The sequence below is a fragment of the Anaerococcus provencensis genome (genome assembly GCF_000312365.2).
GTDB classification, from domain to species: domain Bacteria; phylum Bacillota; class Clostridia; order Tissierellales; family Peptoniphilaceae; genus Anaerococcus; species Anaerococcus provencensis.
Map to the genome: position 1 here is coordinate 448,289 of NZ_HG003685.1, position 24,720 is coordinate 473,008.

General features: G+C 34.0%; 27 protein-coding genes and 1 riboswitch. Of the genes, 20 read left to right on the forward strand and 7 right to left on the reverse strand.

Translation table 11 applies throughout. From position 1 onward, the window contains the following. The first annotated feature begins 132 nt into the window (after positions 1-132). The 4 genes from BN38_RS02440 to BN38_RS02455 are packed head-to-tail and all read left to right on the forward strand — an operon-like array spanning position 133 to position 3,900. A complete protein-coding gene (locus BN38_RS02440; RefSeq protein ID WP_044565331.1) occupies positions 133-1,227 on the forward strand; it encodes a PP2C family protein-serine/threonine phosphatase in 1,095 nt (364 codons plus the stop codon). After that, positions 1,227-1,859, forward strand: coding sequence for a deoxyribose-phosphate aldolase (gene deoC / locus BN38_RS02445; protein WP_044565332.1), 633 nt, complete (start codon positions 1,227-1,229; stop codon positions 1,857-1,859). Before BN38_RS02440 ends, deoC begins: the two co-directional genes overlap by 1 nt. Before the next feature lie 8 nt (positions 1,860-1,867). After that, positions 1,868-3,319, forward strand: a complete 1,452-nt coding sequence (locus BN38_RS02450) for an alpha-amylase (protein ID WP_044565333.1) — start codon at positions 1,868-1,870, stop codon at positions 3,317-3,319. Then, the gene (locus BN38_RS02455) at positions 3,316-3,900 is read left to right on the forward strand and encodes a ribonuclease H1 domain-containing protein (protein WP_044565415.1); all 585 of its coding nucleotides are present in this window, start codon (positions 3,316-3,318) and stop codon (positions 3,898-3,900) included. Before BN38_RS02450 ends, BN38_RS02455 begins: the two co-directional genes overlap by 4 nt. Positions 3,901-4,728: 828 nt before the next feature. On the opposite strand, the gene BN38_RS02460 is transcribed toward BN38_RS02455, so the two are convergent. After that, the gene (locus BN38_RS02460) at positions 4,729-5,874 is read right to left on the reverse strand and encodes a CD0519/CD1768 family membrane protein (RefSeq protein ID WP_044565334.1); all 1,146 of its coding nucleotides are present in this window, start codon (positions 5,872-5,874) and stop codon (positions 4,729-4,731) included. An 82-nt stretch (positions 5,875-5,956) separates the two neighbouring features. After that, a riboswitch (Fluoride riboswitch) is annotated at positions 5,957-6,028 on the forward strand. A 33-nt stretch (positions 6,029-6,061) separates the two neighbouring features. On the opposite strand from BN38_RS02460, the gene BN38_RS02465 reads away from it, so the two are divergent. After that, entirely contained in the window at positions 6,062-7,240 is a 1,179-nt protein-coding gene (locus tag BN38_RS02465; protein WP_044565335.1) for a cation:proton antiporter domain-containing protein, read from the forward strand. Between the two features lie 58 nt (positions 7,241-7,298). Here the strand turns inward: BN38_RS02465 and BN38_RS02470 are convergent, their stop codons facing one another. Beyond that, positions 7,299-7,865, reverse strand: a complete 567-nt coding sequence (locus tag BN38_RS02470; protein ID WP_044565337.1) for a DUF3783 domain-containing protein — start codon at positions 7,863-7,865, stop codon at positions 7,299-7,301. Positions 7,866-7,967: 102 nt separating this feature from the next. Here BN38_RS02470 and BN38_RS02475 point away from each other — a divergent pair, with 102 nt between their 5' ends. Continuing rightward, complete coding sequence (locus BN38_RS02475) at positions 7,968-8,528, forward strand: hypothetical protein (RefSeq protein WP_195890875.1); 561 nt, start codon at positions 7,968-7,970, stop codon at positions 8,526-8,528. 60 nt (positions 8,529-8,588) lie between these two features. Here BN38_RS02475 and BN38_RS02480 read toward each other — a convergent pair whose 3' ends face one another. The 3 genes from BN38_RS02480 to BN38_RS02490 all read right to left on the reverse strand — a co-directional run bounded on the left by BN38_RS02480 (position 8,589) and on the right by BN38_RS02490 (position 11,313). Further along, complete coding sequence (locus BN38_RS02480) at positions 8,589-9,434, reverse strand: hypothetical protein (RefSeq protein ID WP_044565338.1); 846 nt, start codon at positions 9,432-9,434, stop codon at positions 8,589-8,591. Next, entirely contained in the window at positions 9,418-10,332 is a 915-nt protein-coding gene (locus BN38_RS02485; RefSeq protein WP_044565339.1) for an ABC transporter ATP-binding protein, read from the reverse strand. The genes BN38_RS02480 and BN38_RS02485 overlap by 17 nt, the downstream gene beginning before the upstream one ends. Before the next feature lie 153 nt (positions 10,333-10,485). Further along, positions 10,486-11,313: a Cof-type HAD-IIB family hydrolase gene (locus BN38_RS02490; RefSeq protein ID WP_044565340.1), complete on the reverse strand. Its 828-nt coding sequence runs from the start codon at positions 11,311-11,313 to the stop codon at positions 10,486-10,488. A gap of 138 nt (positions 11,314-11,451) precedes the next feature. Here BN38_RS02490 and BN38_RS02495 point away from each other — a divergent pair, with 138 nt between their 5' ends. The 6 genes from BN38_RS02495 to ald all read left to right on the forward strand — a co-directional run bounded on the left by BN38_RS02495 (position 11,452) and on the right by ald (position 16,694). Further along, positions 11,452-12,411 (forward strand): metal ABC transporter solute-binding protein, Zn/Mn family, encoded by a 960-nt coding sequence (locus BN38_RS02495; protein ID WP_044565342.1) that lies wholly within the window; start codon positions 11,452-11,454, stop codon positions 12,409-12,411. Between the two features lie 7 nt (positions 12,412-12,418). Continuing rightward, complete coding sequence (locus BN38_RS02500; protein ID WP_044565343.1) at positions 12,419-13,126, forward strand: metal ABC transporter ATP-binding protein; 708 nt, start codon at positions 12,419-12,421, stop codon at positions 13,124-13,126. Between the two features lie 2 nt (positions 13,127-13,128). Further along, positions 13,129-13,977, forward strand: a complete 849-nt coding sequence (locus BN38_RS02505; protein WP_044565345.1) for a metal ABC transporter permease — start codon at positions 13,129-13,131, stop codon at positions 13,975-13,977. Positions 13,978-13,980: 3 nt separating this feature from the next. Next, positions 13,981-14,817, forward strand: a complete 837-nt coding sequence (locus BN38_RS02510; RefSeq protein ID WP_044565346.1) for a metal ABC transporter permease — start codon at positions 13,981-13,983, stop codon at positions 14,815-14,817. Positions 14,818-14,850: 33 nt separating this feature from the next. Continuing rightward, complete coding sequence (locus BN38_RS02515) at positions 14,851-15,507, forward strand: metal-dependent transcriptional regulator (RefSeq protein ID WP_044565347.1); 657 nt, start codon at positions 14,851-14,853, stop codon at positions 15,505-15,507. 80 nt (positions 15,508-15,587) lie between these two features. Then, positions 15,588-16,694, forward strand: a complete 1,107-nt coding sequence (gene ald / locus BN38_RS02520; protein ID WP_044565349.1) for an alanine dehydrogenase — start codon at positions 15,588-15,590, stop codon at positions 16,692-16,694. A gap of 56 nt (positions 16,695-16,750) precedes the next feature. Here ald and BN38_RS02525 read toward each other — a convergent pair whose 3' ends face one another. Beyond that, the gene (locus BN38_RS02525) at positions 16,751-17,488 is read right to left on the reverse strand and encodes a GntR family transcriptional regulator (protein WP_044565350.1); all 738 of its coding nucleotides are present in this window, start codon (positions 17,486-17,488) and stop codon (positions 16,751-16,753) included. A 10-nt stretch (positions 17,489-17,498) separates the two neighbouring features. Beyond that, positions 17,499-17,888 (reverse strand): PTS sugar transporter subunit IIA, encoded by a 390-nt coding sequence (locus BN38_RS02530; protein WP_044565351.1) that lies wholly within the window; start codon positions 17,886-17,888, stop codon positions 17,499-17,501. A 124-nt stretch (positions 17,889-18,012) separates the two neighbouring features. Here BN38_RS02530 and BN38_RS02535 point away from each other — a divergent pair, with 124 nt between their 5' ends. The 8 genes from BN38_RS02535 (at position 18,013) to BN38_RS02570 (ending at position 24,653) form a co-directional block, all read left to right on the forward strand. Then, positions 18,013-18,486 carry a PTS sugar transporter subunit IIB gene (locus BN38_RS02535; protein WP_044565352.1) on the forward strand — a complete coding sequence of 158 codons (474 nt, stop codon included), beginning with the start codon at positions 18,013-18,015 and terminating at the stop codon, positions 18,484-18,486. Between the two features lie 8 nt (positions 18,487-18,494). Then, a complete protein-coding gene (locus BN38_RS02540; RefSeq protein ID WP_044565353.1) occupies positions 18,495-19,313 on the forward strand; it encodes a PTS mannose/fructose/sorbose/N-acetylgalactosamine transporter subunit IIC in 819 nt (272 codons plus the stop codon). Between the two features lie 8 nt (positions 19,314-19,321). Next, entirely contained in the window at positions 19,322-20,131 is an 810-nt protein-coding gene (locus BN38_RS02545; protein ID WP_044565354.1) for a PTS system mannose/fructose/sorbose family transporter subunit IID, read from the forward strand. Between the two features lie 25 nt (positions 20,132-20,156). Further along, positions 20,157-21,119 (forward strand): SIS domain-containing protein, encoded by a 963-nt coding sequence (locus BN38_RS02550; protein ID WP_044565355.1) that lies wholly within the window; start codon positions 20,157-20,159, stop codon positions 21,117-21,119. Between the two features lies 1 nt (position 21,120). Then, complete coding sequence (locus BN38_RS02555; protein ID WP_044565357.1) at positions 21,121-21,759, forward strand: HAD family hydrolase; 639 nt, start codon at positions 21,121-21,123, stop codon at positions 21,757-21,759. A gap of 69 nt (positions 21,760-21,828) precedes the next feature. Then, positions 21,829-22,758 (forward strand): TIGR01212 family radical SAM protein, encoded by a 930-nt coding sequence (locus tag BN38_RS02560; RefSeq protein ID WP_044565358.1) that lies wholly within the window; start codon positions 21,829-21,831, stop codon positions 22,756-22,758. Further along, positions 22,743-23,351 carry an isochorismatase family protein gene (locus tag BN38_RS02565; RefSeq protein ID WP_044565359.1) on the forward strand — a complete coding sequence of 203 codons (609 nt, stop codon included), beginning with the start codon at positions 22,743-22,745 and terminating at the stop codon, positions 23,349-23,351. Before BN38_RS02560 ends, BN38_RS02565 begins: the two co-directional genes overlap by 16 nt. A gap of 126 nt (positions 23,352-23,477) precedes the next feature. Beyond that, entirely contained in the window at positions 23,478-24,653 is a 1,176-nt protein-coding gene (locus tag BN38_RS02570; RefSeq protein ID WP_044565361.1) for a DUF819 family protein, read from the forward strand. Positions 24,654-24,720 lie beyond the last annotated feature (67 nt).

Sequence of the window (24,720 nt, forward strand, 5' to 3'; positions counted from 1 at the left end):
TAGTTTTTAGCTATTGGCTCAAATGCTTGAAATTACAAGCTTTATCCCTTGTGAAATTATTTGCCAAAGGACATATAAAATGATATAGTTAAATATAAGAAATTATACTTTTATAAAAATGAGGGTAAGGGTATGAAAAAGACACTGATTGATAAAGTTAATAATGAGAATTTCGCAGTGTTAAATTCCATGGATGATTGGGTGAGAGTTGTCGATTCAAATGCAAAGACAGTTTTCGTCAATAATTCGCTAGACCTTGCTAGGCAAAAATCTGAAAGCTTAAGAATTTATCTTGATGAAAATATACCCTTAAACCTAGCTAGCGAGAATGATTCCATAAGAAATACTACTGTGATTGAAGAAAAGCTGATAAATGACAGATACTATAGTATCAAGGCTTCTCCTATTGTCATTGATGGGGATTATTCTGGTATTGTGGAAGTTTTTAGGGATATTACCCGCGAAACTAATATGAAAATCGACCTTTTTGATACCAATAGAAATATGCTCGATGATGTCAGATTTGTAAGGAAAGTCCAATCTTCGATTTTGCCAAAAAATAAAGTTTATGGCAAACTTGATCTCAAGGCTTATTACAATCCAAGCTCCAATGTTTCGGGTGATATGTTTGATGTGATAAAGCTTGATGATAACAAGTACGCTTTTTACATTGCCGATGTTATGGGCCATGGAGTTAAGGCGTCTATTCTTACAATGTTTGTTAAGGTGTCTATAAGTTCGATATTTGATAAGTATCCTGACTACACTCCTAGCCAAGCCTTGCTAAAACTAAGAAGCCGTTTTTACGACCTTGATATAGATTCATCTCAATATTTTACAGCATGGTTAGGAATATTTGATTTGACCAACAATACCCTTTGTTTTTCAAATGCTGGTCACAATTGTCCGCCTATGATTTTTAAATCCGATACAAAGGCTTGCGAATATTTGCACGCCAGCGGCAGGATGATTTCAAATATTATAGAACCAGATGTCTATAATGAGGTTACTACTGAGCTTAAAGAAGGAGACCTGATTCTCTTTTTCACTGATGGCGTTATCGAAGCTACTAATGAGGATAATAAAGAGTTTGGTCTGGCAAGACTAAAAGAAGCTTTTTGCCAGCATAGGCAAATTGATAAGATATACGATGAAATAGAAGACTTTAGCCGGGGAGAACAAAAGGACGATATAACCTTGGCTATGATTACTTATAGGGAGAAATAATGGAATTAAATAAATTAATAGATCATACAAATTTGAAGGCTGAAGCAACAAGCGAAGATATCAAAAAGCTAGTTGATGAGGCTGTTGAACATGAGTTTTTTAGTGTATGTGTAAATTCATCTTTTGTTAAATTTATCAATGATTATAACAAAGATGTAAAAATTGCAACTGTTGTAGGCTTTCCTCTAGGAGCTATGTCAACACGCGCGAAAGCCTATGAAACAAAGTGTGCCATCGAAGATGGGGCAAGTGAAATAGATATGGTTATAGAAGTTGGCCGCCTAAAAGAAAAAGACTATGACTATGTTTTAAATGATATTAAAGCAGTTAAAGAAGCTTGCGGAGACAAAATCCTAAAAGTTATAATCGAAACTTGCCTATTAACTGAAGAAGAAATTGTAAAAGCCTGCGAACTTGCTGTAGAAGCTGGGGCAGACTTTGTAAAAACATCAACAGGATTTTCAACAGGAGGAGCAAAAGCTTCCGATATCGCCCTTATGAGAAAGACAGTTGGTCCAGATATTGGTGTAAAGGCATCTGGTGGCATCCACACTAAAGAAGAAGCACTAGAAATGGTAGAAGCTGGCGCAAGTAGAATTGGTGCAAGCAAGTCCATAGAAATTTGTAAATAGGATAATTCATGGCAAATGAAGTAATGATGCAGTCTTTCGAGTGGGACACTTGGGCTGACGGCAGTTTTTATAAAAATCTAACAAAGAATGCAAAAAAATTAAAGGAAAATGGAATCGACGCCCTATGGCTTCCACCTATGACTAAGGGTGGGTCAGACATGGACGTGGGCTATGGAGCCTATGACCTATGGGACTTGGGAGAATTTGACCAAAAAGGAACTGTTAGAACCAAATATGGTACCAAAGAAGAACTCCACCAAGCTATAGATGCCCTCCATGATGCAGGAATCAAATGCTATGCAGACGTAGTATTAAACCACAAGGGCAACGGCGATGAGAAAGAAAAATTCCAAGCAATAATGGTAGACCAAAACAACAGGACTTTGGATGTAGCCGATGCGACTGACATAGAAGCTTGGACCCATTTCACCTTCCCTGGTAGAAATGGCAAATACTCTGACATGCAGTGGCACTGGTACCATTTTACAGGAGTTGACTACGATAACTTGTCTGGCACATCTGCAATTTATCGTATAGTTGGCGATGGCAAATATTGGGATACTGATGTTTCCAACGAAAAGGGCAACTTCGACTACCTTATGAACAACGACATCGACCACAACCACCCAGAAGTTCGTGAAGAATTATTTAAGTGGGCAGATTGGTTTATAGAAGAAACAAAAGTAGATGGCTTCAGATACGATGCATTAAAACACATATCAGAAGAATTTATCCACAGCCTATCAAGTCACATCATAGATGAAAAAGGCATGGATAAGTTCTACTTGTTTGGTGAATTCTGGCAATATTCCAAAGAAGCCATAGAACATTATCTAGGTGCAACCAATCATCAAATAGACTTATTTGACGTGCCACTTCACTTCCATATGGAAGAAGCCAGCAAGTCAATGGGCAATTACGATATGAGAAAGATCTTTGACAATACCATTGTTAGAGACTTCCCAGCAGAAGCTGTAACCTTTGTAGACAACCACGACAGCCAACCAGGTCAAGGCTTGGAATCTTGGATCGAGCCATGGTTTAAGGAAATAGCCTATGCCCTTATCTTATTTAGGAAAGATGGATACCCTTGCATATTTGCAGGAGATTACTACGGCCTATGTGGACCAGTAAAAACCGACCCACTAGATCAAATGATCAATAATATGATAAGTGTCAGAAAGAAATACAATTACGGCGATCAAGACGACTACTTTGACGACCCAGCAGTAATAGGATGGGTAAGACGTGGTGATAATGACCACAAGCCACTTGCAGTTCTAATATCTATCAAAGATATGGCAGAAAAACAAATGCACGTGGGAGAAGGCGAAGCAGGAGCAACCTATGTTGACCTATCTGGCAAAAACGAAGATGTGACAATAGATGAAGCTGGCAACGGAGTCTTCACAGTAGGACCAGGCCAGGTGACATATTGGGCAAACAAAGAAAGCTTATGAAATATTACGCAGTAAAAAAAGGCAGAAATCCTGGGATTTATACATCCTGGGATTCTTGCTTAAAAGAAGTAAAAGGATACAGTGGAGCAATCTATAAGTCCTTCAAAACTAAGGAAGAAGCCGAAATCTATATGGCAGGTGAAAAAAAAGAGTTAGAAATAGGAGCGAATTCAGTCATAGCCTATGTAGACGGCTCCTACAACCAAAAGCTAAAAGTATACGGATCAGGTGTAGTCTATATAACAGATGATAAAGAGCTTGAACTAATGAAATCCTACGACGATTCATACCATATCCATAGAAATGTGGCAGGTGAAGTAAAAGCAAGCGAGCTAGCCATAGAAAAAGCCATAGAAGATAAAAAAGATCAAATCATAATCTACCACGATTACCAAGGCATAGCATCCTGGGCAAATGGAGATTGGAAAACAAACAATGACTTAACCAAAGCATATAAAAGCTTTATAGATCAAGCAAGAAAGAAAATAAAAATAGACTTTGTAAAAGTAAAGGGTCATTCCAATGACAAATACAACGACAAAGCAGACCAGCTAGCCAAAGAAGCAGCAGGTATAGGATAAAAGGCAGGAGAAATCCCGCCTTTTAAAATCCTGATTTTTTGCAAAAAAATTTATTTTTATAATTATTAGTTTTATGCGGCATGTAGAATATTGTATATTTTGATTATATGTCTTATAGTTTTTTATTGTTTAAGGCTATACCGTTGCATTAAGGGGGAAAACCCAGGGGAGTTACTTGAAATATATTTTTAAAAATATGAAAATGCTTTTATTATTTTACTTAATGAGTGTCTTTTATTCTTTTGGTAATTTTAGGTAATACCGTTGCACTAAGGGGGTAGGGTCGAGGGGTAACGGAGACCCCTACGTCCCTTCCCCCTTACACCCCCAAACCCTTTTTACCCCCTCCGCCACTGCGTGGGGCAATGATTAGTAGAAGTTCGCTTCGCGAATTCTTTTGTTTGGACTGTTAATACAATATATACTGCACCACTAATCCTACAAATACTGCATCCACAGTGCTTAGAGGTGGGGAAATTGTGTTGTTTTCAAATTGCAGAATTTCGTTAAGAAATCGCACTGTTTGAGCGTAGCGAGTTTGCGATTTTAGAAATTCAAGATTTAGAAAACACCAATTTTTTTAGTTTATAATATGATTTCACCCTATAAAATCGCCAGAATTTGCATAGCAAATTCTTACAAGTTTTAGCACCACGCAGTGGCCGTTTCGAGGGGTAGCGGAAAAGAGGGTTTAAGGGGGAAAACCGGTTGGGGAGAATCGGAACTCCCCTGGGTTTTCCCCCTTAGGACGAAGCTATACCCTAAAATAACGGATTAATCTAAAGACATTAAAAAATATATAATTATCAAATCTTTACCAGTATTTTTCTAAAAAATACCAAACAACAAATGCGCTGCAACCCCGGCAACCAAGCCTCCAATAGTATGCGATAAAATAGCTTTACCAGTAAGCTCTTTTGCTCCTATGGCGTCCATCATTGCTACATGGGTTGATAGGTAGCCTGAGTAGCACATGCATATGGATGTGAATACTGCTAGGTCATTTGCTGTGGCTAGGTTATTTGCTACTAGACCCTTTACTACTCCAAGTGCTGCTCCAGCTGATCCTAGGGCTGTTATTGGGACTGCTATTGATTCGCTGAAGGTGAAGCCGAATAGTGGGTTTAGGATGAAGGACAATTTGTTGCCTATCCAAGGTAGGACTGGGACGCCTTCGTTGATTGCTCCTGTGTAGATGCCATCTGCTGGTGCTGTGTTTGTCAAAAGCATTATCATGGTGCAGATGCTTATTACTCCTGGGATTATTGAAAGACCCATATCTAGGCCTGATTTGCCACCTTCAAGGAGGGCTTGTATAAATCTGAGTCCAACAGATCCGTCTCTAATTATTCTAGAATTAGCAGGTATGTCATTAAGAGATTCGACTGTTACCATTTCGCTTGTGCCATAGTATTTTTTGCAAAAACTTTGCATTATCCTTACACTTACTATAGATCCGATAAGAGCACCTAGGTTTCCTATCATTGCTGCCTTGCCAGCTCCAGGGATTTTTAGAGATCCTATGCTACCTGTAACGATTAGTCCCATACCAAAGGCTGTACCAAGGTTTGTGAGCGATGGTAGCTGATATTTTTTGAAAAGCATCTTAAAATTATCTTCACCAGCCAGGGTTAAGATTGATGGGTTGTCTGAAAGATAGCAATTTAATATGCCAAGAGAAGCTGCTCCTGGCAGATTGTAGATTGGTTTCATTATTTTTGCAAGCATAATATTTATAAGCGATATAAAACCAAATTCAGCAAAAAGTGCTGATAAGGCTCCTGTTAGTACACATATGGCTGTCAGGTAAAAACAAGTATTTATCAACAAGTCAAAGGCTTGGTTCATAATAGTTGACAGCATATTGTATAGACCCATGGTTTTTCCAAGGGGGATAAAAAATCCAAAAAATAGGATTACAAATATAAAGTTTTCTTTGCTAATATTTTTAGTGTATTTTCCTTGATTTTCCATATAATACCTCTTACTAAATTATAATTGATTATAAAATTTATGTCTATTTGCTTGTAATAGATATTGTAATAAGTAAAATATAATAAGTAATGGAAATGAAGTTCTTCCATAATTTATTTTAAAACCGCTAAAAGCTGATGACTTCTACACTTGTAGGGCTCACCAGCTTTTTTTTTTGAGGAGATTTATGTTAGTAGATATAGGAATTATTTTTATTTTAGGAATTTTATTGGCAAAATTTGCAGAAAAAATTGGCTTGGCACCAATAATTGGCATGCTCATTGCAGGTATTTTAATAAGTCCAAATCAATTGGGCTTGGTCAGTGATAATATTGTAAACATTAGTAGCGATTTGAGGCAGATTGCCCTAGTGACTATACTTAGCCGTGCAGGACTTTCTCTAAATTTTGACAAGCTTAAAAAAGTAGGCAGACCTGCAATTTTATTAAGTTTTGTGCCTGCTTCTATAGAGATGCTAGGAATTATTATCTTTGGAAAGATGATATTTAAAATTGACACTATTGATGCTGGCATCCTTGCTGCTGTCCTTGCTGCTGTAAGTCCTGCCATAGTGGTGCCACGTATGATTAGACTTATGAACGAGGGATACGGTAAGGATAAGCATATACCAGAGATGATCTTAGCTGGGGCAAGTGTTGATGATGTCTTTGTAATTGTATTTTTCTCTTCGTTTTTGGCATTAAAAACAGGTGGAGATTTATCTTTTATGAATTTCTTAAATATTCCAATTTCCATAATTACTGGCATAATTTTAGGGCTTTTTATTGGGAAAATACTAGGAAAAATACTTGTTAGATTTGAAATAGATCCGATTTATAAGGCCATGATTTTTATAAGCCTTGGCTTCTTGACCTTGAGATTTCAAGAGCTTGTTGGAGATTATATAGCAATATCAGCTTTGATTTCTATTATGACGGCCGGCATGGCTATAAATATGGAAGATGAGAGATTGACTAGTGACCTTTTAGGATCCTTTGGAAGATTGTGGAAGGTTTTTGAAGTGTTTTTATTTGTCTTGGTTGGCATATCTGTAGACATGGCCTATGTAAAAGAAGCAGGATTTCTGGCAGTTTTACTAATACTAATCGGCCTAATCTTTAGGATGGTCGGAGTTAATATATCACTTATTGGTACAAATTTAAACAAGGACGAGAGATTATTTACGTCCTTTGCCTATCTGCCAAAGGCAACTGTACAAGCCGCCATAGGTCCTGTGGCTCTATCCATGGGACTTGCTTCAGGCAATCTTATCTTATCAGTATCTGTCATAGCAATATTAGTAACAGCCCCACTAGGAGCTATCCTAACTGATAGGACCTATGATAAGCTACTAAAAAAGAGTTAACTACAAATAAACTGAACCCCTCCATCCTCAATCAGGATTTTGGGGTTCGGGTAAATTTTTATTTGTAAGATTCTTCTACTCTTATGATTTCATCTGCAAGTTTTAGATAGTACTTTTGGGCGACTTCTAGTTCAAATAGGCTAGAATCGTCAAAGTATGCTTGCATTTCATCTATTAATTCTTTTAATCTAGGGTCCTCGCCGTGAGCTTCCTTTAAATCTTTGGCTCTGGCTACTAGGCCATTTATCCTATGAATAAGGCCCATAGTCCTTGCTTCTTTGTCATTTTCTGTAAGGAGTTCTCTTAGGGTCCATTTGACATTATTTTCAGTTTCTCCTGCCTTATGTTGGATGGCTAAGTCGTTTTCACGCATCAAATCCAAGAAATCAAACAAATGATCTCTGTCAAAGCCAACAAAAAGTATAAAAGGGAAATCGAGATTTGGGTCATCTTCTAGTTTTTCGTCACTTTTTTCAAAACCATCAAAGTCCAATAGATAACCAATACGTTGGTCTATGCTATCTTTTTCCACTCTAATAATGCCGACATTTTGGTCAGCCGCTAATTTTTCGAATTTTTCTATATCGTAATCTTCTTTGATATTGTATAATAAAACTTTTGCCATATTACCTCTCTTTGCTAAAATAACTATACTTTATAAGCAAATGATAAACAAATTTTCAAACTGGGTATAAATATCTATAAATACCACACAAACGGAGGGACTATGGCTATTAAGACAAGCGCTGGTTACCAAAGACCAGATTATTTAAGAAAAATAGAAAGTATATTAAGACAAGCAAAGGATGTACTAAGTCAACTTGAAAGATCAGAAAGAAAAATAGAAGGCAAATATGATTTTAATTCACATAGCTTGCTAAGAGGCAACTTTTTTGGAAACTTCCTAAGAGGCAACAAAGTATCTGCAGTAAATAGCAATATCGATCGTGCCCAACAAGCTCTATTAGACCTTCATGCCAACTTGTTGCTATTTGATGAAGACTTAGCAAAGAAAATTTATTTGCCAAGCAAGATGAGCGAATTTTCATCAGCAAATGGCAAGGCAAGCGACATTGCCATCAGAACAAATATGAGACTTAAACAATTTGACATCACAAAGGCAAAAAGATCCTTGCAAACTGTTATAAGAAGACTAGAAAGCGAAGAGAAAAAAGTTTACTACGATATTGCAAAAGAAAAAGAGCTTGATGAATATACCAAAAATGATTATAAGGGCGCTTTGATAGATCCTAAGAAAGATAAGAAAAAGAATAAAAAAAATAAATAAAAATTAGACCTCCATTTCATTTTTTCTGTTTTATGGAGGTCTAAATTTTATCTAAAGATTTTAACACACATCTTTGTTTCTAAAAAGTAAATAAGTTCCTGCAATAGATATTATAAGAAATATTATAGCGATTATTATACTATTTAAGTACATTATCCTACTGCTATTTATAGAAAGTAAGACAATACGACCAGTTACTATATAATTCATTATTGAAAAACTATCTGAATTACTAATTGATGAGTGAATTATGGTATCAACAATTTCAAGGATACCTGAAGCATCAAGAATTCCTATTAAAAGACTAGCTGCAGAATTTTTAATCAGATACACTAAAAGCATTATTAGACTGCTATAAGATAAATATAGTAAGTATTCTACTAGTACATATTTTAAAAAATAGTTTAGATTAGTAAATACTATATATCCTTCTAGCAAATAAAATGTTAACATCATAAATAAAAAGTTGCTGATAAATAAAAGTAGAGTAAATAAAGCTATAACTACAATTTTTCCAAGTATAAGATCTATCTTTTTAGGGAAAGCCGCTATTATATTTTTAAGAAATTTAGATCTTATTTCTTCGCCTATAAATAGGACTACAAATATTGTTTGAAACATTAATAAAATTTTACTTTGAATATTTCTCATAAATAATTCAGTGATAGGTATACTTTTAAGCTCAACCCAGTTAGGTATAACGCTACCTGCGTATATACCCCAGTTGACTTGTTCGTAGGTGGTCTTTAAATTATTAAAAGCATCTTGATTATAAAGGTAGTAGTGATAATCTGAACTTGTCATAAATACTGATCCTACCATCATTAATATGCTTAAAATAATTATTATATAAGGGTATTTGTTTTTCTTTATCCTATATATCTCTAAGTTAATTGCTCTTTTCATTTTGGATCACCTCCATGTAATATTCTTCAAAACTCATTTCTGTTAGATAGATTGAATAGACATCAATATTATTATTCACTAGTAAAGAATTTATTAGATGAGTTTTATTAAAGTGATTTGTCATAATTAACTTTTTATTACTAATAATTTCATTTTGATAGGTATTTTCTCTTAATATATAAGAAGCTTTTTTTACATCATTGCAAGTTATCTCTATTCTTGATTTACATCTATCGTGCAAATCTTTTGAACTAAATTCTGCAATTAATTTTCCGTGAGAGATTATCCCAAAATCAGTTGCAAGTCTAGCAAGTTCATCTAAAATATGGCTAGAAATGATAATAGTAGTTCCATATTTTTTATTTATATATTGGAGTGTTTTTCTTATATCAATAATACCCTGAGGATCGAGCCCGTTGATTGGTTCATCTAAGATTAATAATTTTGGTGAATTGACCATAGCCATAGCTATTGCAAGTCTTTGCTTCATACCTAAAGAAAAACTTTTAACATTTTTATTATTCTGATTATATAAACCTACAGTTTGTAAAATGGATGAAATTTTATTTTCATCTTTAATTCCATAAGCTAAGGACTTTAACTTTAAATTTTCATAAGCATTTAAATTATCATATAAACAAGGAGCTTCAATTAAATTGCCTACTTGCATAAACTCCAATGAATGACGAGTGACATCCTTTCCTAATAATTTGATTTCTCCCTTTGTTTTATTAGATAAGCCTGATAGCATCTTCATAAGAGAGGATTTACCAGCTCCATTTTCGCCTACTAAACCATAGATAGATTTTTCCTTTATTTTTAGACTTATATTGTCCACTGCAATAAATTTACCATATCTTTTCTCTAGTTCATAAGTTTCTAAGACTATATCATTCATTAATATACCACCTTACTTTTTTTAATGTTATTATATTATTTTATAAATATAGTATAACATAATTTTATATAATGTAAAATTAAAATGAAATAATTTAATAAAAGCCAAATAATAAATGGACATAAAAATAACGCTGATTGTTTTAATCAGCGTTTAAATAAATTTTTCTAAATTGTTAGTTAAAAGTTTTTCTATAGCATAACCGACACCGGATTTTAGATTACTTTTGGTAATAAAATCTGCGTGGGGTTTTAATTCTTCGACGGAATTTTCCATGGCCACGGCAAAACCTGCTTGTTCTAGCATAGGTATATCATTTCTTTCGTTTCCTATACTCATTATCTCATCTTGGCTAATCCCTAGCTTGCTAGCCATAACTCCTATAGCATAACCCTTGTTGGTTTTCTTGTTCATTACTTCTATCAAAAATGGTGCGGTTCTAACTGCATAGTAATTTTCTTGAAGTTCTTTGGGCATATTATTGTAAAGTTTATCAATAGCAGACTTTCTACCCAAAATTAAAATTCTACCCAATTTTTTATCTTTTGGAAAGTCGCTGTAATTGATACGAGTTATGGGTAATTTGGAGATTTTTGCGTCTATCCTTGTGTAAATGCTAGGGTTTTTGTGGCGAGAATAAAATCCCTCATGATCCATAGCAGAAACTTCTACATTAAAATTCTTAACCAAATCATCTACTATTTCAAAATCAGATGGGGATTGGTAGGTCCCAGAAATTGGCTTTTCTGTAAGATTATCAAATATATAAGATCCGTTTTGGCAAACAGAAAAATGATCTTTCCTATCTAGACCCAACTTTTTGACTAGCCCCCTTACCCCAGAATAAGGTCTACCAGAAGCTAAGGCTATGTGCACACCCATGTCACGAGCCTTGTCAATGGCTATTATATTTTCTTTCGTAAGTCTTTTTAGTGGAGTAACTAGGGTGCCATCCACATCAATGGTTATTAGTTTAATCATACTATGACTATACCTTCATAATTATCAGAAACATAGTATAAGATAAAAATGTTTAGGCGAACCTAAAAATATATTTGCAATCATCTAAAAAGATATTATAATATTATTAAATAAATTTTTAATTTAAAGGAGTCATATATGAAAAAAAGAATTTTAACTATATTTTTAATGTTATCATGTTTAGTTGCTTGTGGTAATAATCAATCAAAATCGAATAGTGAAAGAGTAGATTCTAGTACAAATGAGCAAGCTGATAAGAAAACAGTTACTGTTACTACAACTTTTATAGAAGATATGGTAAATGAACTTATTGGAGATAAGGCCAATGTCAATTTGATAATCCCTGCTGGAGAAGATCCACACTTATATGTTGCAAAACCAGAGGATTTAAAGAAGCTTAAAGAAGCTGACCTTGTTTTATATCACGGTCTTCATTTTGAAGGCAAGATGGTAGATGCTTTGGAAAGTGTGGGATATCCTATAACAGAGACATTTGATCAAAAAGATATAGGTCAAATGGATGAAGATGGAGAAACAATAGTGGATCCACATTTTTGGTTCAATATTGATCTTTATAAAGAGGCTTTTACTAATACAGCTAATAAGTTAAAAGAACTATATAAAGATGACCAAAAAACAGTGGATATGATTGATGATAATTGTAGTAAATACTTAGCTGAACTTGATGATCTAAATACTTATGTAGTTGATAGATTAAATGAATTGCCAGAAGATAAAAGATATCTTATAACGCCTCACGATGCTTTTAATTATTTCTCAAGAAAATATGACATAGAGGTTATGGCACCACAAGGAGTATCTACTGATTCTGAGCTATCAAACAAGGACTTAGAAGATACGGCAACATTTATTGCCGACAAGAAGATAAAGGCTATCTTTGCAGAGTCAACAACAAATCCTGAAAGAATGCAAAAATTGGCTGATATAGTCAAAAGCAAGGGATTTGAAACAAAGGTAGTTGGCGGAGATGGACAAGAACTTTATTCAGATTCATTATCTAGTAAAGGTGGAGAGGCCGACACATATATAAAAATGTATAAGCACAACATAGATTTGATTGTAGATAATTTGAAGTAGGCTAACAATGGATTATGCTATAGAAGTAAAAAATCTTAAAGTTTCCTACGGGAATAATTTGGTTTTAAATGATATAAATTTAAAAATTCCCATTAATACAAGGTGTGCAATAGTTGGATCAAATGGAGCTGGCAAGTCCACTTTTATTAAAGCTATTCTTGGCCTTATAAAAAAAGATAAGGGTGAAGTTAAAATCTTGGGCAAAGATTTGGACCAAGTGAGAAAATCTATAGCTTATGTACCTCAAAAGGATGCTGTAAATTGGCAATTTCCCACAACTGTAATGGATGTGGTAACCATGGGTCTTTATAAGAATATGAGGACATTTGGCCGCTTATCTGATGAAGATAAAGATAAGGCAAGAGCTTCCCTAGAAGAGATGGGCATATCAGATTTAGCTAATAGGCAGATAAATAACTTATCAGGTGGACAAAAGCAGAGGGTCTTTTTAGCTAGGGCCCTGGCTTCTGACGCTGATATTTATATACTAGATGAGCCTTTAACTGGAGTCGATATGAAAACTGAGGATATAATTGCAGATGAGTTTTTGAAATTACAAAATAAAGGCAAGACAGTCCTAGCTGTTCACCACAATATATATACTTTAAATAAATACTTTGATCAGCTAGTTGTATTAAACAAGGATATCAAATACAGTGGGCCATTATTTATTAATGATATAGATGAAGTTATAAACCGTGGTTTTAGGAGCTAGTTATGCAAATTTTAAGTTTATATTCTTTTAGAATAATACTAATAGGCACTTCTCTTCTAGCTATGATATCTGCTATAGTAGGTTCTCTTAATGTATATAAGTCTCAATCACTTATTGGAGATGCTTTGGGTCATTCAACGTATCCAGGCATAATTTTAAGCTTTATGCTAAGCAATCAAAGAAATCCCGCTATTTTGCTGCTAGGGGCAATGATTACAGCAAGTCTTTCATATTTTTTGATCCAATATTTCAATAAAAACAGCAAAATTGGACCTGATGCAAATATGGCTATTTGCTTGACTGGATTATTCGGCTTGGGTTTGGTACTCAAGTCCTATATTCAAGGTAATCCGTCTTACTCAAAAGCTAGCAAGGCGGGGCTTGATAAATATATTTTTGGCCAAGCGGCCTATCTTATGAAAGAAGATATAATCTTACTTGCTATAGCCTTTTTGCTATGTTTATTAATAGTTGCTTTTAACTACAGGGATATAAAATGTTATTTGTTTGATAAGGAATTTGCACATTTAATGGGGATTAATACAAATAAATTAGATTATCTAATTTTATTTATGACAATCTTAGTAATAGGCTTAGGTATAAAAACTTGTGGTGTCATACTCATTAGCTCACTATTAATAATACCTACTATTACTGCTTCTAAGCTTACAGATAAGTTTATTGGGGTTTTAGCCTTATCTAGCCTTTTATCCGTAATTGCTTCGACATTTGGATCCATAATTTCCACAGCGTATGCAGGATTTTCGACAGGACCTACTATTATTTTGTGCCAAGGAATAATAGCGATTATTATAATAACATTTACAAGAATTTTAAAGCTAAGGAGTTAGGTTATGATTGATTCACTGATAGTTTTGATAATAACATCAATAACTTGTTCCTTACTAGGCGTATTTTTGATATTAAGAAATCTATCTATGCTTACAGATGCCATAAGTCATACGGTATTATTGGGCATAGTTTTAGCTTATTTCTTAGTAAAAGACCTAGACTCTCCCTTACTAATAATAGGGGCATCTCTAATGGGTTTGCTTACTGTATATCTTGTAGAATCCATTGGCAAAAAAGGGATAAGCAAATATGACGATGCAATTGGCATGGTATTCCCAATACTATTTGCACTTGCAGTTATACTTATTAGTAAATTTTTTAGAAATGTTCATCTAGATACAGATGTGGTCTTGATGGGAGAAGTTTTATTCTCTTCTTTAGTAACCACGAATATATTTGGCCATCAGCTTCCTACATCCATCTTATATGGACTAGCAATTATGCTATTAACCCTTATTTTTATAATAAGTAATTATCAAAAACTTAAAATTTCAACCTTTGATAAGGACTTTGCATACTTACTAGGTATACCAACAAGCTTTCTATTTTATGGTTTGATGAGCCTAACAAGTATAAGTGCTGTTGTATCTTTCAATAGTGTAGGTGCTATCTTAGTCATATCATTTTTTATTGGGCCTGGAGCAAGTAGTTTAGAAATTTGTAAAAATTTAAAAGCAAGCTTAATCGCAGCTAGCTTAATAGCAAGCATCAATTCCATAATAGGATTTTATCTTGCCATATATTTGAATGTATCCATAGCAGGCTTCATTGCATTTATCAATATGTTCACTTATCTAGCTATAATTATTGCTAAGAAGTATACTAAATATACAAGTTAAGGCTAGTAATTAGGTATAGATAAGGATATAAAAATGTCAGAGCTAAATTCACAAAAAGAAGAATATTTAATAACCATTTATAAGCTTATGAGTGAGGGAGAAAAAGTAACCAACAAATCTATAAGCACCCATCTAGATTTAGCTCCATCATCGGTTACAGAAATGCTAAAAAAATTAAAGGAACAAGGCCTTGTAAAAGATAGCAAAGAAAACTTACTTACAAATGAGGGGGTGCAAATAACAAAAAATATTTTGTCTAAGCACCGACTATGGGAGTATTTTTTGGAAAAGGAATTAGAATTTTCTTGGAAAGATGTCCACTCTGTAGCAAACGCCTTGCAATCTGTAACCAATGATGAATTATTAGATAAATTGAATGCATACCTGGGATATCCAGACTATTGTCCGCATGGATCTGTAATATTTATAAACAACGAAAAGACCCCTAGGCACTTAGTAAAGATGAACCAAGCAAGTCCAGAAACTTCCTACACAGTTGAAAGAATCAGAGACCAAAGAGAACTACTTGACTACTGTGAGTCCATGGACATAAAAATTGGTAGCAAAATAAAACTTCTAGCCTACGATAGTTTTGATAATACGGTAATAATAGAAAGCAAGGGCCAAAAAAAGAGAATATCTCCAAAAGCTAGCAAAGATATATATTTGCGAGAATTAAAATTTGACTGAAATAAGCTTAATATATTGGGTAAGATATAGTATATAAATGAAAATACAGATGCTTATGAATTAACGACAAGGAGTTATAAATGATAATAGGAGTACCAAAAGAAATCAAAGACCAAGAAAACAGGGTTGCTGTAATACCTGGAGCAGTTGCAGAGCTAGCTAAACATAACGAAGTTTATATTGAAAAAGGTGCTGGCCTTGGTTCTGGCATAGAAGATAGCGACTACATAGAAGCAGGTGCCAAAATATTAGACTCTGCCAAAGAAGTATGGGAAAAGGCTGATTTCATATACAAGGTAAAAGAACCACTAGAAGAAGAATACCAATACCTAAGAGAAGGACAAATTCTATATACATACTTGCACTTGGCAAGCAACGAGAAATTAGCCAAAGAATTAGTAGACAAAAAAGTTACAGCAATAGGATATGAAACATTAAACTTAGATGGCAAACTCCCACTACTAAGGCCAATGTCAGAGATAGCTGGACGTATGGCTGTCCAAGAAGGAGCAAGATACCTTACAAGTCCAGCAGGAGGCAGGGGAATCCTACTTCAAGGAGTACCAGGAGTTAGACCAGCACACGTTGTAATAGTAGGAGCAGGTGTTGTAGGAACTGGAGCAACCAGAATAGCTGTTGGAATGGGAGCAAGGGTAACAGTATTAGATGTAAATATTGACGCTCTAACAAGGTTAACAAATATCTTCCAAGATAAGATTGAAACCCTATACTCAAACCCACTAAATATAGAAGAAAGTGTAAAAACAGCAGATCTTGTAATATCTACAGTCCTAATCCCAGGAAGAAAAGCACCTCAACTAATCAAAGAAGAATATGTTAAAGAAATGAAAGAAGGTTCAGTAATAGTGGACGTGGCAATAGACCAAGGTGGATCAACAGATTTGACCAAAAACCACCCAACCAGCCACACTGACCCAATATTTACAAAATACGGAGTAACCCACTATGCAGTAGCAAATATCCCAGGAGCTGTAGCAATGACATCAACCTACGCCCTATCAAACGCGACAACAAGATATGCCAAAGCTGTAGCAGAAATGGGTCTAAAAGAAGCAAGCGAAAAATTCCCAGAAATCAAATCAGGAATAAATACATTCAATGGCTACATAGCCTACGAACCAGTAGCTGAAGACTTGGATATGGAATACAAGGAAGCTGCTTTATAGTAAATAAATAAAATAATTATAAAATTTTCAAAAAAATAAGGCTCAATTAATGAGTCTTATACTTTGAAAATAAATTTATCAGATAAAAGGTACTCGAATACATTGTTAGTAATTTCACCATCTTGATTTGCTACTATTGCCTTTAATAAAACTACTGGTGTATTGAGATCTATATTAAAAATTTTTGATATTTCTTCATCTGCATATACAATTTCAATTGTCTTTTCTACAGTGTGAAAGTCATATCCCATTTCTTTTTGCATAAAATCATATAGAGACTTATTATCAAAATCTAAGTCTCCCAGGTTTGAAAAAGTCTTCTTAAAATGAGTGACTTCGTATGCACATGGTACATCATCTACAAATCTTAATCTTTTCATTACAAATACGTAGTCTTCTTTAGTTATATTAAATACTTCTTGGTCTAATTCATTAGCTAGTTGGATACTAGCGCTTTTTAGCTTAGCACCAGGCATATGTCCGCTATCTAAGATTAAGCTAGTAAAACTTTTGGATTCTTGTAGTGGCTTTACAATTTTATCTCTATTAACAAAAGTGCCCTTACCTTGTATTCGATTTATATAGTTCTTTTCTTCAAGCATATCCATTGCTTGTCTAATAGTTATTCTACTTACGTTGAAATGCTCAGAAAGATTTCTTTCGGCTAATAGTTTGTCGTCAGTACCTATAATTTCACTTTTATTTTCTGATTTAACTTTATCTAGTTCTTTGATCATTATATCAGCAACTTGTTTATATAATGGTATTGTTGATTTGGTATCTAATTTTTCCATTTCACTCCTATTAAAAAGCTAATCTTTCAATAGAATCTTTAGCTTCTTTGATTGAATTTTCAATTATTTGCTCTATATCTTCGTTTTCACCTGCCATTAGAAATGATATAACCATTGGTATATTGACACCTGTAATAACTTCATAAGAAGGATTCTCTATTTTCATTCTTGCGGCACAGTTAAATGGGGTCCCACCCTTAATATCAACTAGAAAAATAACCTTATTAGAATTTAATTTTTCTATTGCACTTTGGTATTTTTCTCTAACTTCCTCTGGACTATTATCTTCTAGAAATTCAATAACTTCAATGTTGTCACCCATTCCTGTAATCATTTCAACTGAATTTTTGATTTCGACTCCAGTTCTTTTGTGTGTACATATTATTAATCCTGTATTCATATAATCTCCTTTGTTAAATATACCATACCATTTTTAAAAAAGGTTACAACATTTGACAGATGATTTTAGTGATGGTATCATACCAATATGAAGATGGTACCATACCATAAAGATTGGAGGTTATATGATTAGTCTTATTAGAATTGACTACAGACTAGTACATGGTCAAGTAGTCGTAGGTTGGCTGAACTCACTAGGGATTGAAAGAATAGTGGTTATAGATGACAGAGTTGGATCAAGTGATGCAGAAAAATCTATTCTATCTCTTGCAAAACCTGAAGGAAAGAAAATGCATATCTTTACTTTAAAAGAAGCATTGGATAGAAAAGTCAAATTGTCTCAGTTGAAAGAAAAAACTGCTATTATTTTTGCTAATACATATACTTGCTTAGAGTTTATGAAAGTTTTTAATTCTAACTTAAAAGAAATTAATTACGGTGCAATTCCTAAAAAAGATGGATCAAATGAGTTTGATAAAGCAGTTTTCTTAACAGATGAAGATGTTGAGAACTCAAAAGAACTTGTAAGCCTTGGATACAAAATTTATTCTCAACAAACTCCAAGTTCACCAAGGAAAGAACTTACAAATATTTTATAGGAGGACTTATGTTCATAAAGGCCTTGTTGGTTGGTCTAGTCGGCATCTTCTGTATGCTGGATTCTAGGCTTTTAGGAAGATTAAATTTTGAAAGACCACTTATAGGATCAACGTTAGTTGGTCTAGTGCTAGGTGATGTTCAAGCTGGTTTATTGATTGGTGCTCAACTTGAGTTGGTATCATTAGGCTTGGTAAATATAGGTGCAGCATCTCCACCTGATATGGTGCTTGGTTCTATTATAGCATCTTCATTTGCTATATTAACGGGTGCTAGTCCTGAGGAAGCTTTAACTATTGCTATTCCAATTGCTGTTTTAGGACAATTTTTAGGAACCCTATTAAGAACTGTTCTATCAGGACTAAATCATAGAGTCGATGACTTAATAGATAATGGGCAATTTGCTAAAGCTAGCAGAGCTCACATTACATGGGGAGTTGTTTTATACTCACTATCATATTTTATACCTATATTCTTCTCAATATATTTAGGAACAGATGCTGTTAAAAATTTCATTGAGATAATACCAGAGTGGTTGACAAACGGTCTACAAGTAGCTGCAGCTATAATGCCTGCATATGGACTTGCTTTATTATTGAGCATGATGATGAACAACAAAAATGCTGTTTATATGTTTGCTGGATTTTTAATGGCCGCATACTTTAAATTAGATTTAACAGCTATATCCCTATTTGCTATTGTAATAGCCTTAATATTAAGAGAACTAAAGTTCGGATCTAAAGGCAAAGCATATACCAGTACAGAAGGTCCGGAAGTTACAATAGAATCAGACGATATGGATATTCTTGATACACCAGATGGTTTTTAGGAGATTTTATGAATAAGAAAAATAATAATTGGAAATATAAAAAATTCTTTTGGTCTTCCTGGGCTATTCAAAACACATGGAATTATGAACGTCAGATGAACATGGGTTATATGCACGGAATGGCACCTATACTAGATGAAATTTATAAAGACTCTTCTGAAATTGAAGCAAAAAAAGAAGCTTATAGACGACACATGCAATTATTTAATTGCACCCCTCAAACTACCTCATTTGTAATGGGAATAACCGCAGCTATGGAGGAAAAGAGACATAACAATCCTGAAGACGTGCCTCCAGAAGCTATCAGTAATATTAAGACATCACTTATGGGGCCATTATCAGGTATTGGAGATTCGTTCTTTCAGGGAACAGTTAGGATAATAGCTTTTGGGCTAGGAATATCTTTAGCACAACAAGGAAGTATCTTGGGGCCTATTTTAGCAATGATTATTTCTGCTATACCTTCAATATTAGTCACATGGTACGGTGGTAAATTAGGCTATGAACAAGGTACAAAATCTTTAGATAGACTTCTTAAAGGCGGAATGATGGACCAAGTATTCTACGTTACAAGTCTAATGGGGCTTATAGTAGTGGGAGGAATGATCTCAAATCTTGTTAACATTACTACACCAATTACATTTGGAGAGGGTTTTGTATTACAAGAAACACTTGACTCAATAATGCCAGGTATTTTACCACTTGCTCTTACGATGCTTATGTATAAATTAAACAAGAAGCACGTTAATACAGGATTAATACTCACATTAATTATTGTCGGTGGAATTGTTTTAAGTTACTTTGGAATTTTAGGATAGAAAAGAAAGTTAAAAGGAGATAAAAATGGAATTTAAATCATTAATCGAGGAAGTATTAAAAAAAGGCACAAAAAATAATATTTATTTTGTAGGTTGTGGAGCTTCAAAAGCTGATCTTTATCCAGCATTTTATTTTGTTTCAAGAAACTCAAATATAAAAACTGGTCATCTAACAGCAAATGAATTCAATTATGACACACCAAAAGATATTGGAGAATCTTCAATAGTTATTTCTGCATCATTAGGTGGCACTACACCAGAAACTGTTGAGGCAACCAAAAAAGCAAGAAGTTTAGGAGCTACAACAATTTGTCTGACCAATGATGGTAAATCCCCAATAGCAGAAGCTGCTGAATACCCAATCGTTCATGGATTCCATGCTAATTACGGGGAAAAACTTGAAAAAATGCAATATTGTTTGCAATTAGCAGTTGAGATAGTAAATCAAATTGAAGGCGTTGAACATTACGACAAATTCCAAGAAGGATTTGCAAAAGTTGCAGAAGTTTCTGAAAAATCAGCAAAAGCCGCAAAAAATGAAGCTATAAAATTTGCACAATCATTTAAAGAAGCTTCTCCTATTTATGTATTAGGTAGTGGTCCTAACTTTGAAGCTGCCTATGCTACAAGCTTGTGCTTACTTCTAGAAATGCAATGGATAGATTCAGCTAGCATTCACTCAGGAGAGTTCTTCCACGGGGCACTTGAAATTACAGATAAAGATGTACCATTCTTAGTATTCATGGCCGATGGTAAAACAAGAAAACTTGATGAAAGATTATTAGAATTCCTACTAAGATTTGATGCAAATGTATCAGTAATTGATGGAAAAGACTATGCTTTATCAAGCGAGTTTGATCCAGAAGTAGTGGACTACTTCAACCCACTAATTCTTTCATCAGTAATGAGAGTATACGCTGAAGAATTAGCGGAAGTACGTGGACACTCTTTATCTAAACGTAGATATATGTGGAAATTAAACTATTAATATGATTAAGGCTGTTATCTTTGATATTGATGGTGTATTGGTAAACTCGGAGGAATTTTATTTTCAAAGAAGAATGAATTTCTTTAAAGAAAATAATATTGAGCCTGGTTCTACTGATATCAATGATTTTGTAGGAAGTAATGTTATAAAAATATGGGAAACTCTTGTTCCTAATGATGAGGGACTTAGAGAAAAGCTTAAAAAAACATATTTAGATGATTATGAAAAAACTCATCAAATTGACTTTAAGAAGTATTCTAGACCAAGTTTGGAAGAACTTTTTCAAAAATTAGATGAAAAAAGGATAAGAATAATCCTTGCATCAGCAGGAAGCAGATATATCATACAAAGATTTATAGATGATATGAAGCTAAACGATTATGTTGAGTTTTTTGAATCAGGAGAAGAGTGTAAAAATAACAAGCCTGATCCTGAGATTTACCTAAAATCAATAAAAAAGTTGGACTTACCAAGTGAAGAAATAATTGTAGTTGAAGACTCTACACTAGGGATTCAAGCTGCAAAAGATGCAAGTTTAAAAGTTATAGCATTTAGACCATCAAATTATTATCTCAATCAAGATCAAGCCGATTATCAAATAAATGACCTTATAGAGGTCCTAGATTATATATTAAAGTAGCTCAATTTGGGCTACTTTTTTCTATTGAGTTTGCCAGCTTATTAATAAAAACTCTGGTACAATCATATTATGGAACTTAACAGAAAACGCTACAATGATTTAGACACTTATTATAAAAAGAAATACGGGAAGAAGATTATAAAATTGCCTTTGGATGGTGGTTTTACTTGCCCCAATCGTGATGGGACTTTATCTTACAGAGGCTGCATATATTGTTCTGATGCTGGAGCTGGAGAGTGGACTTATAAGTCTGCTGGGGATATCAAAGAGCAAATTGCCTATCAGAAGAAAATCTTATCAAAGCCTGGTCGTGAGGATGGTTATATCGCTTACTTTCAAAACTTCACCAATACCTATGGAGACCTAGGAAAAATGCGAGATATGTTTTATGCAGCTATTGATGAGCCAGATATTCTTGGTCTATCTATAGCAACTCGTGCCGATTGCCTACCTGATGAAGTTTTGGCTTTGCTTGCTGAATTAAATCAAGTTACTGACCTTACAATTGAACTCGGCATGCAAAGTGTCAATGATTATACTTTGGAATTTATCAACCGTGGATATTCTCATCAAGAATTTGATAATGGAGTTCAAAAACTTGCTTATTTGGGTATAGAAATGGTAGCTCATATTATTGTGGGATTAGTTGGAGAAGGTATCGGTGACTATCTAAAAGACATCGAATATATAAATTATCGCGGGATAGAAGGAATAAAAATCCACAATCTTTATATAGAAAATAATACTTATCTAAAATCCTACTATGAAAAAAATAATATAACTTATGATATGACCAAGGATGACTATGCAAATATAGTGGTAACTATGCTCCGTCATCTAAATCCTAAAGTTGTAGTTAATAGGCTTACAGGAGATGGGATTGGTGAAAATATTGCCTATCCAAGATGGTCAAAAAATAAGGGAGCAGTACTATCGACAATCGATAAAATAATGAAAGATGGAGATTTTAGACAGGGGGACTTATGGAAAGAAAATTAGCAAGCAAATATTATATAAATTCACTAGAAGGCGACAAATACTCAAAGAAAGATCAGACCATGCTTTTGGTAGTTGACGAGCAACCAAAACTAATGAAGACCATGGAAAATGGTGAGCTTACTGTATTAAACACCTTGGTTTTGATAAAGGCATTCAAAGAATACCAAATGCCAATTCTTGCAACAGAACAATATCCAAAGGGATTGGGTAAATCTGACCAAAGATTACTAGATCAAATCCCAGAAGATAAGATATTTGAAAAGACAATATTTGATGCGGCAACACCAGAAGTCCTAGACTTCATAAAAGAAAATAATATCACAAATGTTGTAGTGGTAGGAGCTGAAGGCCATGTTTGTGTTTACCAAACAGTGAGAACTCTCCTAGATCTTGGACTAAATGTATTTTTTGTAAAAGATGCTATTAGCTCATATACAGAAGAACTAAAAGAAACTTCTGCCAATCTACTAGGTCAAATGGGCGCAGCAGTAGTAAATACAGAGATGATATTATTTGACATAGCCTATGATTCCAAAGATAGCCACTTCAAAGTCATATCAAATCTTGTCAAAGAAATGAGAGCGAGAGACTAATAAATTTTCACCTAGTATTGCTAGGTGTTTTTTTATTCTGCTATTTTATCAAAGAAACTTGTCTTTAATTGTTTTATTATTATAAAAATTAGTTTATAATAATAAAATAAAGTTTAAGGAGAGTTTATGACTAATACTTTGATAAGTCCAGACAATATTTGGATGATTTGGGCAGTTTTATTAATTATTGTTGTCCTTGCTATGACAATCGAGAAAAAATATAAGTGGGGGAAAGTTTTAACTGGGGCAGTTATTGCTCTGATTTTTGCTGTGATTCTCACCAACTTGAAGGTTTTGCCTATGGAGTCAACAGTTTATGACACTGTTTGGGACTATGCTATCCCACTTTCTATTCCTATGCTTTTATTTAGGTCAAATATGAGAAAGATTTTTAAGGAATCGGGAAAAATGCTCTTACTTTTTACCATCGGTTCACTAGGAACTGTGCTTGGCGCCTTTCTTGCCTTTGGATTACTCAAAAATGCCATTCCAAACTTAGGAAGCGTCACTGGAATGATGACAGGTTCCTATATTGGTGGAGGAGTCAACTTTGTCGCCCTAAGCCAAGTCTTTGACCTTGATAAGACCATGGTTTCAGCAACTACTGTAGCTGACAATTTTAATATGGCTATTTATTTTGTAATCCTATCATCTTTGCCAAATATTGGATTTTTTAGGAAAAATTTCATTCAATCAGAAGCAAGTGACGAACACAAGGATGAATTTAACAAGAAAACCTATATATCAACCTTTGATTTGGCAGTAATATTTGCAACATCTGCTGCTATAGTTGCAGTGAGTAATGTTGTTGCAGGATTCTTTGCAACAAAAATCCCAACAACAAACGCCTTTAGCCTATTGTTGAATCAACTTTTTGGCAACCCATACCTTATAATAACAACATTAACTATGATACTTACCACAGCATTTCCAAAATATTTTGAAAATATAAGCGGAGCAGAAGAAGTTGGATCATTTTTAATATATATCTTCTTTGTAGTAATAGGAGTGCCAGCAAGCATACCACTTATTATAAAAACAGCACCACTGCTACTAGTATTCTGTTTTATAATGGTTCTTATAAACATGATTATGGTTTTATTAGGAGCAAAATTATTAAAAGTTTCCCTACAAGAAGCAATCATAGCATCAAATGCAAATATAGGAGGTCCATCCACAGCAGCAGCCATGGCCATATCAAAAGGCTGGTACCATCTGATAGGCCCAGGAATATTCGCAGGCCTCTTTGGCTATATAATAGGGAATTATCTAGGAACAATAGTAGGAAATGTACTAATGTAAAAGAGTCTATATGGCTCTTTTTTTTATATTAAAAGCATTTGCAATTGTAAAAATGCTACATATACAA

What these genes read in the sequence shown, in the direction of transcription:
- BN38_RS02440 (WP_044565331.1), top strand. Translation starts at nt 133, where the DNA reads ATGAAAAAGACACTGATTGATAAAGTTAATAATGAGAATTTCGCAGTG.
- deoC (WP_044565332.1), top strand. Translation starts at nt 1,227, where the DNA reads ATGGAATTAAATAAATTAATAGATCATACAAATTTGAAGGCTGAAGCA.
- BN38_RS02450 (WP_044565333.1), top strand. Translation starts at nt 1,868, where the DNA reads ATGGCAAATGAAGTAATGATGCAGTCTTTCGAGTGGGACACTTGGGCT.
- BN38_RS02455 (WP_044565415.1), top strand. Translation starts at nt 3,316, where the DNA reads ATGAAATATTACGCAGTAAAAAAAGGCAGAAATCCTGGGATTTATACA.
- BN38_RS02460 (WP_044565334.1), bottom strand. Translation starts at nt 5,874, where the DNA reads ATGGAAAATCAAGGAAAATACACTAAAAATATTAGCAAAGAAAACTTT.
- BN38_RS02465 (WP_044565335.1), top strand. Translation starts at nt 6,062, where the DNA reads ATGTTAGTAGATATAGGAATTATTTTTATTTTAGGAATTTTATTGGCA.
- BN38_RS02470 (WP_044565337.1), bottom strand. Translation starts at nt 7,865, where the DNA reads ATGGCAAAAGTTTTATTATACAATATCAAAGAAGATTACGATATAGAA.
- BN38_RS02475 (WP_195890875.1), top strand. Translation starts at nt 7,968, where the DNA reads ATGGCTATTAAGACAAGCGCTGGTTACCAAAGACCAGATTATTTAAGA.
- BN38_RS02480 (WP_044565338.1), bottom strand. Translation starts at nt 9,434, where the DNA reads ATGAAAAGAGCAATTAACTTAGAGATATATAGGATAAAGAAAAACAAA.
- BN38_RS02485 (WP_044565339.1), bottom strand. Translation starts at nt 10,332, where the DNA reads ATGAATGATATAGTCTTAGAAACTTATGAACTAGAGAAAAGATATGGT.
- BN38_RS02490 (WP_044565340.1), bottom strand. Translation starts at nt 11,313, where the DNA reads ATGATTAAACTAATAACCATTGATGTGGATGGCACCCTAGTTACTCCA.
- BN38_RS02495 (WP_044565342.1), top strand. Translation starts at nt 11,452, where the DNA reads ATGAAAAAAAGAATTTTAACTATATTTTTAATGTTATCATGTTTAGTT.
- BN38_RS02500 (WP_044565343.1), top strand. Translation starts at nt 12,419, where the DNA reads ATGGATTATGCTATAGAAGTAAAAAATCTTAAAGTTTCCTACGGGAAT.
- BN38_RS02505 (WP_044565345.1), top strand. Translation starts at nt 13,129, where the DNA reads ATGCAAATTTTAAGTTTATATTCTTTTAGAATAATACTAATAGGCACT.
- BN38_RS02510 (WP_044565346.1), top strand. Translation starts at nt 13,981, where the DNA reads ATGATTGATTCACTGATAGTTTTGATAATAACATCAATAACTTGTTCC.
- BN38_RS02515 (WP_044565347.1), top strand. Translation starts at nt 14,851, where the DNA reads ATGTCAGAGCTAAATTCACAAAAAGAAGAATATTTAATAACCATTTAT.
- ald (WP_044565349.1), top strand. Translation starts at nt 15,588, where the DNA reads ATGATAATAGGAGTACCAAAAGAAATCAAAGACCAAGAAAACAGGGTT.
- BN38_RS02525 (WP_044565350.1), bottom strand. Translation starts at nt 17,488, where the DNA reads ATGGAAAAATTAGATACCAAATCAACAATACCATTATATAAACAAGTT.
- BN38_RS02530 (WP_044565351.1), bottom strand. Translation starts at nt 17,888, where the DNA reads ATGAATACAGGATTAATAATATGTACACACAAAAGAACTGGAGTCGAA.
- BN38_RS02535 (WP_044565352.1), top strand. Translation starts at nt 18,013, where the DNA reads ATGATTAGTCTTATTAGAATTGACTACAGACTAGTACATGGTCAAGTA.
- BN38_RS02540 (WP_044565353.1), top strand. Translation starts at nt 18,495, where the DNA reads ATGTTCATAAAGGCCTTGTTGGTTGGTCTAGTCGGCATCTTCTGTATG.
- BN38_RS02545 (WP_044565354.1), top strand. Translation starts at nt 19,322, where the DNA reads ATGAATAAGAAAAATAATAATTGGAAATATAAAAAATTCTTTTGGTCT.
- BN38_RS02550 (WP_044565355.1), top strand. Translation starts at nt 20,157, where the DNA reads ATGGAATTTAAATCATTAATCGAGGAAGTATTAAAAAAAGGCACAAAA.
- BN38_RS02555 (WP_044565357.1), top strand. Translation starts at nt 21,121, where the DNA reads ATGATTAAGGCTGTTATCTTTGATATTGATGGTGTATTGGTAAACTCG.
- BN38_RS02560 (WP_044565358.1), top strand. Translation starts at nt 21,829, where the DNA reads ATGGAACTTAACAGAAAACGCTACAATGATTTAGACACTTATTATAAA.
- BN38_RS02565 (WP_044565359.1), top strand. Translation starts at nt 22,743, where the DNA reads ATGGAAAGAAAATTAGCAAGCAAATATTATATAAATTCACTAGAAGGC.
- BN38_RS02570 (WP_044565361.1), top strand. Translation starts at nt 23,478, where the DNA reads ATGACTAATACTTTGATAAGTCCAGACAATATTTGGATGATTTGGGCA.